General features: G+C 40.7%; 9 protein-coding genes and 1 pseudogene. 8 read left to right on the top strand and 2 right to left on the bottom strand.

What is annotated here, in order from left to right:
* Window positions 1-235: 235 nt before the first annotated feature.
* The 4 genes and pseudogenes from BM294_RS13115 (at window position 236) to BM294_RS13100 (ending at window position 2287) form a co-directional block, all read left to right on the top strand.
* A complete protein-coding gene (locus BM294_RS13115) occupies window positions 236-1018 on the top strand; it encodes a PhzF family phenazine biosynthesis protein (protein ID WP_091209166.1) in 783 nt (260 codons plus the stop codon).
* A gap of 32 nt (window positions 1019-1050) precedes the next feature.
* Window positions 1051-1362 carry a TfoX/Sxy family protein gene (locus tag BM294_RS13110; protein ID WP_091209163.1) on the top strand — a complete coding sequence of 104 codons (312 nt, stop codon included), beginning with the start codon at window positions 1051-1053 and terminating at the stop codon, window positions 1360-1362.
* Window positions 1331-1676 (top strand): annotated as a pseudogene (locus BM294_RS13105) (GNAT family N-acetyltransferase); the annotation flags it as partial. The gene BM294_RS13110 and the pseudogene BM294_RS13105, both read left to right, overlap by 32 nt.
* A gap of 32 nt (window positions 1677-1708) precedes the next feature.
* Window positions 1709-2287, top strand: a complete 579-nt coding sequence (locus tag BM294_RS13100; RefSeq protein WP_091209160.1) for a TetR/AcrR family transcriptional regulator — start codon at window positions 1709-1711, stop codon at window positions 2285-2287.
* Between the two features lie 261 nt (window positions 2288-2548).
* On the opposite strand, the gene BM294_RS13095 is transcribed toward BM294_RS13100, so the two are convergent.
* Window positions 2549-3421 carry a LysR family transcriptional regulator gene (locus BM294_RS13095; protein WP_091209157.1) on the bottom strand — a complete coding sequence of 291 codons (873 nt, stop codon included), beginning with the start codon at window positions 3419-3421 and terminating at the stop codon, window positions 2549-2551.
* Between the two features lie 122 nt (window positions 3422-3543).
* Between BM294_RS13095 and BM294_RS13090 the strand changes: the two genes are divergently transcribed.
* From BM294_RS13090 to BM294_RS13075, 4 genes are all read left to right on the top strand, one after another.
* The gene (locus tag BM294_RS13090) at window positions 3544-3759 is read left to right on the top strand and encodes a hypothetical protein (RefSeq protein ID WP_091209154.1); all 216 of its coding nucleotides are present in this window, start codon (window positions 3544-3546) and stop codon (window positions 3757-3759) included.
* A 17-nt stretch (window positions 3760-3776) separates the two neighbouring features.
* Entirely contained in the window at window positions 3777-4778 is a 1002-nt protein-coding gene (locus tag BM294_RS13085; RefSeq protein WP_091209151.1) for an alpha/beta hydrolase, read from the top strand.
* 84 nt (window positions 4779-4862) lie between these two features.
* On the top strand, window positions 4863-5405 hold the full coding sequence (locus BM294_RS13080; RefSeq protein WP_091209149.1) for a flavodoxin family protein: 543 nt from the start codon (window positions 4863-4865) through the stop codon (window positions 5403-5405).
* Window positions 5406-5417: 12 nt separating this feature from the next.
* Window positions 5418-6014: a cyclophilin-like fold protein gene (locus tag BM294_RS13075; protein WP_091209146.1), complete on the top strand. Its 597-nt coding sequence runs from the start codon at window positions 5418-5420 to the stop codon at window positions 6012-6014.
* On the opposite strand, the gene BM294_RS13070 is transcribed toward BM294_RS13075, so the two are convergent.
* Window positions 5999-6655 (bottom strand): C39 family peptidase, encoded by a 657-nt coding sequence (locus BM294_RS13070; RefSeq protein WP_091209144.1) that lies wholly within the window; start codon window positions 6653-6655, stop codon window positions 5999-6001. The genes BM294_RS13075 and BM294_RS13070 overlap by 16 nt on opposite strands.
* Window positions 6656-6664 lie beyond the last annotated feature (9 nt).

Here is a 6664-nt window from a genome sequence, read left to right as displayed (position 1 = left end):
GTAACGAGTTTACGTCGGTCAAGATTACTCCTGACGAGTTGGAAGAGATTACTGAGACCGTAGGCTGGTGCGACGTTTGCAAAGGATGGGAAGAAGAGGAATAAGGCACTAGAGTTTTCAAGCTGCTTAAGTAATTCTTAAAGAGATTAGAAAAAAGTTATGAGCAAGGTATTATAGTTCTGGCGCAGAATGGGTTCAGATAGTATATGAGTATAAAAAACGAGTGAGGTAAGCAATGAAACAATATATTGTTGATGCTTTTACAAACAAACCTTTTTCCGGGAATCCGGCGGCAGTTTGTGTAATGGATAAATGGCCGGAAGAAGATTTCATGATGAAGCTCGCGATGGAGAATAATCTGAGCGAGACAGCATTTATAGTCAAGGAGGAAGAAGGCTATCACCTCAGATGGTTTACTCCGGGATCTGAGGTTGAACTATGCGGTCATGCGACCCTGGCCTCCTCTTTTGTGATATTTAACTACTTTGAGCAGAATAAGGATGTAATAGAATTTAATACTCTCAGCGGAAAACTAACAATTGCCAGAAAAGGTAAACTCTATGAGATGGACTTTCCCACATATGAGCAGCAGGAGATACCAGTGACAGATGATATGGAAAGTGCTTTTGGAGTGAGACCCGTTAAGGCAATATTGGGACCTGATCTTGTATGCATTTTTGAATCTGAGGAGCAGATCCGAAACATGCAGCCGGATCAGAGTAAACTTGCTGAGCTACCCGGCCGTGGGCAGGATGTTACTGCAAAGGGAACAGATACAGACTGTGTATCACGTAGCTTCTTTCCTAAACTTTTGGTTCCTGAAGATCCCGTGTGCGGTTCTGCACATTGTCAGATAGCAGATTATTGGTCAAAAGAACTGGGAAAATCAGAGATTCATGCATATCAGGCATCAAAAAGAGGTGGTCATCTATACTGCAAACTGCTTGAGAACGGAAGAATAATAATAAGCGGAGAGGCTACTTTGGTGGCTATCTCAGAAATTGTCGTTGATTTTTAACTTTTCAGGATAAATAGGTAAGGGGTTAACAGATGGCATCGAGTAAAGATTATCTGGATTACATATTGGAGCAACTGTCAGAGCTTAATGATATAACTCATCGTGCGATGATGGGTGAATATGTCCTTTATTATCGAGGCAAGGTATTTGGCGGTATCTATGATGACCGCTTTCTGGTGAAGCCTACAAAAACTGCTATAGCTATGATGCCTGATGCGGAGCTGGAACTTCCGTATGAAGGAGCAAAAGAAATGATCCTTGTTGATGATGTTGATAACAGGGAGTTTTTGAGGGAACTCGTAGAGTCGATGTATGAGGACTTACCGGCGCCAAAGAAGAAATGACCTCCAGCAGATGATAGACATCTGGAATGAGGTTGTTGAAGATGGAATAGCGTTTCCTCAGGAAGATCTGCTTGACGATGTGTCAGGCCGGGAGTTTTTTGAATCGCAGAGTTATACTGGAGTCGCTGAAGACGATGGACAGATTGTCGGTTTATATATTTTGCATCCGAATAATGTCGGTAGATGTGGACATATTTGTAATGCAAGTTATGCAGTAAGTTCAAATGTCGAGGGTTGCATATTGGAGAGAAGCTGGTAATAGATTGTCTATCCAAAGGTAAAAACTTGGCTTTCGGGTATTGCAGTTTAATGCTTATGAGTCTACAGGTGTTAGGAGTGCTTTGCTATGAATAAGAATGAGAGCAAGTATTTTAAGTCAGCGGAAAAAATGCATACAGCGTTACTGACACTTCTTGACAGTAAAGATTTTGAACTTATTTCTGTTAAGGAGATATGTGAAACCGCTGGCGTTAACAGATCCACCTTTTATCTTCACTATGATAATGTAAATGATCTTCTGCATGAAACGGTGGAAGCAGTATATAAAGATTTCTTTGGGCGCTTTGGTGCTGAGGGGCCTGGAGCACTTGATATTGATAAAAAAAATGAGGATGAGTTGTTCCTTGTAACACCCAAGTATCTGATGCCATATCTGGATTTTGTGGAAGAGAATCGCAAGCTCTTTTATCTGATGTATGAAAAGAACGAGATGATGGGCGCAGAAAAGACCTATGAAACCTGGTTTAAAACAATATTCGGCCCCATTCTTACAAGGTTTGGAGTTTCCCAAAAAGAACAGCCACTTATCATGGTCTTTTATCTTAAGGGCATTATCGGAGTTGTCACTGAGTGGGTACGAGGTGGATGCACCGAGTCAAAAGATGAGATCATAAGCGTCATACAGAAGTGTATCATCAAGCCATAACGCAGTAAAAACACTATATCGAATTTACAAATCAACACTTTTTACAAAACGTGTCGGGACCTGTACTCCTGAAATCAACACATTTTGCAAAAAGTGTTGTTCTTTTTGTGTGCTCATTTTCCTATAATGACTTCAAGCTCAAAGCAAAGAGCACAAAGTATCAAAGCTTGTCTATTGCTCATCAACAGGAGCAATACCTGAGGAAGAAAAAGGAACCATATAGAAGGTCATAGCTTCATACTGCTGTGACCTTAATGAAAATTACTTGAAAGTCTTTTTTATCTGCTCCAGAAATTTTTCCGCAATAGGAGTAAAGGTCTGATACTTGTTCCATATCAGATACAGCTCTGATTTTAGTTCAGGTGAAAGTGGCCTGAAAACCATGTCAGTTCCTTCGGTATTTATCAGATCTTTAAATGTAAGAAGTATTCCAAGGTTTTCCCTTGCAAATACAGAGCCGTTATAGGAAAGCCTGAAGGAACCCTCAAGCTTAAGCTCATTAAATCTGTCTTTAGACCACGCTTTGATCTCATTGTTCCAGCTCTGTTCAGAGACAAATAGAGGTTGTCCTATCAGGTCGGAGACATGGATGTTTTTTTTCTTTGCAAGGGAATGAGATGAAGAGATGATCGCTCCCCATACATCAGCTTCCGGAAATTTTACATATTCGTATTTGTTGCTGTCAGGTGTTTCACATAGTACAGCAAAGTCTAAAATACCCTTATCAAGCTTTTCAGTAACCTGCTCAGTATCTCCGCTTGTTATATGATAAGTGAAGTTTGGGTATTTTTCCTTTAATTTATAAATCTCTCTGGCAAGGTATCTGATTTGATAGCTTTCTGCCAGTCCAAAGTAAATATCTCCACCTGTTATATCATCCAGTGAGTTAAATTCCTGTTCGATCTTATCTGACATAGCCACAAGATCCTGGGCGCGGTCACGAAGAAGCATTCCCTCATCAGTAAGTGAAATACTGAAGCTGTGCCTGACAAATAACTTTTTTCCAAGTTCTTCTTCTAATGCTTTTAATGTCTTTGAAAGAGTAGGCTGTGATACATGAAGCTGCTCAGCAGCCTTTGACATGTTTTCTTCCCTTGCAACTGCAAGAAAGTATCTGAGATTTTTTATTTCCATGAAATCCTCCATAAAGCTGACCATTTATGTGTTATTCCAAAAATAAATATCATGATATTTATTTTATTCATTAGCGAAAACCAGGTCAAGGTTTTAATATGGAAACCGGAAGGAGAAATAAGATGGATACAGAGAAGATTCTTGAAAACCTTTCAGATATGGGCTGTGACGATAAACAGATTTGCTTCATGAAGAAAATGTATGAAGAAGGCGATACCGATACGCTCCTTCGAGATCTGCGGAAATGTCGGTGCCACCTTATGGATGAGCTTCATGCCAGCCAGAAAAAAGTAGATAACATGGATTTTTTGATAAGACAGATTCAGAAAGAAAAGTAATTCAGGAGGATAATAAAATGATCAGAAAAGAAGAATTAAACCTTGTAACAGAATGGGATAAGACATTTAAGAAAAGTGATAAGGTAGACCACAGCAAAGTTACATTTGTAAACAGATATGGAATCACCCTTGCGGCAGATATGTATGTGCCAAAGAATGCAGAAGGTAAACTTCCTGCAATTGCTGTATGCGGACCTTTCGGAGCAGTAAAAGAGCAGTGCTCAGGACTCTATGCACAGACAATGGCAGAAAGAGGCTTTTTGACCATAGCATTTGACCCGTCATTCACAGGAGAGTCCGGAGGAAATGTGAGATATATGGCATCACCGGATATCAATACAGAAGACTTCATGGCCGCAGTTGATTTTCTTTCACTTAATGAAAAGGTAGATCCTGAAAGGATCGGAATAATCGGTATCTGTGGCTGGGGAGGAATGTCAATCAATACAGCAGCTCTTGATACAAGGATCAAGGCGACAGCTGCTATGACAATGTACGACATGACAAGAGTAAATGCCAAGGGATATTTTGATTCAGAGGACAGTGAAGAAGCAAGATATCAGCATAAGGCAGCTATGTGTGCGCAGAGACTGGAGGACCTTAAGGCTGGTGAATATAAGCTTGGCGGCGGAGTAGTAGATCCACTTCCGGAGGATGCACCTTTCTTTGTAAAAGATTACTATGACTACTACAAGACCGACAGAGGTTACCACAAGAGAAGTCTTAATTCCAACGGCGGCTGGAATGTGATCGGTTGTGAGTCTTTCGTTAATCAGCCAATCCTTAAGTACAGCAATGAGATCAGAAGTGCAGTTTTACTTGTTCACGGAGAAAAGGCACACTCATGTTATTTCTCAAAAGATGCTTATGCAGATATGATCAGAGACAGCAAGTATGCAGATAATAAGGAACTAATGATAATCCCTGATGCAGTACATACTGATCTGTATGATGGCGGAGATAAGGATTATATTCCTTTTGACAAGCTGGAGAACTTCTTTAAGAAGAATCTGAAATAATGATAACGGTTGAAGAAATACTGGAATATCTTAATTCGGACAGAATAGAGGATATGACAGAAAAGAAATAAAGGATGGGATGATATGAGCAAAGTGTTAGTAATTTCTACAAGCCTTCGTGCAAATAGTAATTCCGATATACTTACTGAAAAGCTTATAGAGGGAGCAAAAGCTTCAGGTCATGATGTGGAGTATATAAGTCTTAAAGGGAAGAGTATCGGTTTTTGTATAGGTTGTCTTGCCTGTCAGAATACTCAGAAATGTGTCATTAAGGATGATGCTGCTGAGATTGCAGAAAAAGTAAAGAATGCAGATACCCTTGTATTTGCAACTCCGATTTATTATTACGAGATGAGCGGCCAGATGAAAACTCTTTTGGACAGGCTCAATCCGCTGTATCCTTCAGACTATAAGTTTAGGAATGTATATATGCTCTCTGTTGCGGCTGAGGATGAAGAGTTTGTGCCTAAAAAGGCTGAAAGCGGACTTCAGGGATGGGTTGACTGTTTTGAAAAGGCTGAGTTTTCCGGTTCCTTATTCTGCGGTGGCGTAGGCGATATGGGTGAGGCATCGAAAAAAACTGAAGAGTTAAACGAAGCCTTCGAATTTGGTAAAGCTCTAAAATAAAGGAAGTCTGCGATGAAAACGAAAATGATTTTTCTGGCATTCTGTATGACCATAATGTTTTGCATGAGCGCCTGTGCAGGGACAACCAAAAACACAAGCTCAGATCTGGGTGCCGTAACTGAAATATCAGCATCAGAAAATAATGAAACGGAAAGTCCAAAAGAGAATGTCACGCCGGAGGGAACAACTATGTATCAGCTTGCCGCAGAAAATGAATCAGCAGAGGATGAAGCTATTGGAGATAGTTCTATGACAATGAAAATCGGCGATACAAAAGTTAATGTGGATTGGGAAGACAATCAGGCTGTAGAGGCACTGAGGAATATGGCTGAAGACGGTGATGTTACAATTCAGATGTCAATGTATGGCGGTTTTGAACAGGTGGGCTCAATTGGACAGAGTCTGCCGAGAGATGATAAGCATACAACAACGAGTTCAGGTGACGTTGTACTATACTCAGGAAATCAGATGGTAGTGTTCTATGGTTCTAATAGCTGGTCATATACAAGACTTGGACATATATCTGATAAGAATACGGAAGATATGACTGATCTTCTTTCCAATGGAGATGTTACTATAACCATTAGCATTGATTATTCCACGGAATAGAGTGTGTTCTTCTCAAACAATCCAATTGCAAATCCCATTCGCATGAATAATGGCATATGTTCATACGCCCGGAAGCTGGTGCGCTCCAATAATTCTTCCGGCGTCAGCACTTCGTAATAGCCATAGGGATTTGCAACCGTAATCGTATCATTTGGAATGTCAGCGCCTACAATCAAGGAATAATGCAGCGTCCATTCATCCCCATACATCGCCGCCCATTCAAAGGGAACCGGCTTGCCGGATTCTAAGGTGTCATACATGATATCGATAAACTCGGTATTCTTCACGTACTTGTGCATGGTCGTGGTATATTCCGGGAACTGCTTGTTCATCTCCTTGCAAAAATTATTGCCGGAGGAAGTCACAACTGTTCCGTATTCATCGAAGAGACTATCCTCTGTCACATTTCCCCCATTCCATGCAGAGAACATCTCAATGACCGCATACCCACAAGAAATGTGTTGCTGAATCACTTCCACGTCAGCTACTTTTACCGGATTCTGATACTTCGGATTCGTATACACCGCCGAATAATCGTCCTGCGTTAGCGTAGTACGAATGCTGACAATTAGGAGCAATACAAGGGGGATTGCTACCAACACGGCTAAGATTATTCCTGTGATTTTTGCCGCTTTTTTCATCTTTCTTCC

The sequence above is a fragment of the Oribacterium sp. WCC10 genome (assembly GCF_900113415.1).
GTDB lineage: Bacteria > Bacillota > Clostridia > Lachnospirales > Lachnospiraceae > Oribacterium.
Note: the sequence above shows the minus strand (reverse complement) of the source record. Positions and strands in the feature narration are given on the sequence as shown.

Excerpts from the sequence above, each read along its gene's own strand:
- BM294_RS13080 (WP_091209149.1), top strand. The coding sequence starts at position 4,863 with ATGAGCAAAGTGTTAGTAATTTCTACAAGCCTTCGTGCAAATAGTAAT.
- BM294_RS13115 (WP_091209166.1), top strand. The coding sequence starts at position 236 with ATGAAACAATATATTGTTGATGCTTTTACAAACAAACCTTTTTCCGGG.
- BM294_RS13085 (WP_091209151.1), top strand. The coding sequence starts at position 3,777 with ATGATCAGAAAAGAAGAATTAAACCTTGTAACAGAATGGGATAAGACA.
- BM294_RS13100 (WP_091209160.1), top strand. The coding sequence starts at position 1,709 with ATGAATAAGAATGAGAGCAAGTATTTTAAGTCAGCGGAAAAAATGCAT.
- BM294_RS13075 (WP_091209146.1), top strand. The coding sequence starts at position 5,418 with ATGAAAACGAAAATGATTTTTCTGGCATTCTGTATGACCATAATGTTT.
- BM294_RS13110 (WP_091209163.1), top strand. The coding sequence starts at position 1,051 with ATGGCATCGAGTAAAGATTATCTGGATTACATATTGGAGCAACTGTCA.
- BM294_RS13070 (WP_091209144.1), bottom strand. The coding sequence starts at position 6,655 with ATGAAAAAAGCGGCAAAAATCACAGGAATAATCTTAGCCGTGTTGGTA.
- BM294_RS13095 (WP_091209157.1), bottom strand. The coding sequence starts at position 3,421 with ATGGAAATAAAAAATCTCAGATACTTTCTTGCAGTTGCAAGGGAAGAA.
- BM294_RS13090 (WP_091209154.1), top strand. The coding sequence starts at position 3,544 with ATGGATACAGAGAAGATTCTTGAAAACCTTTCAGATATGGGCTGTGAC.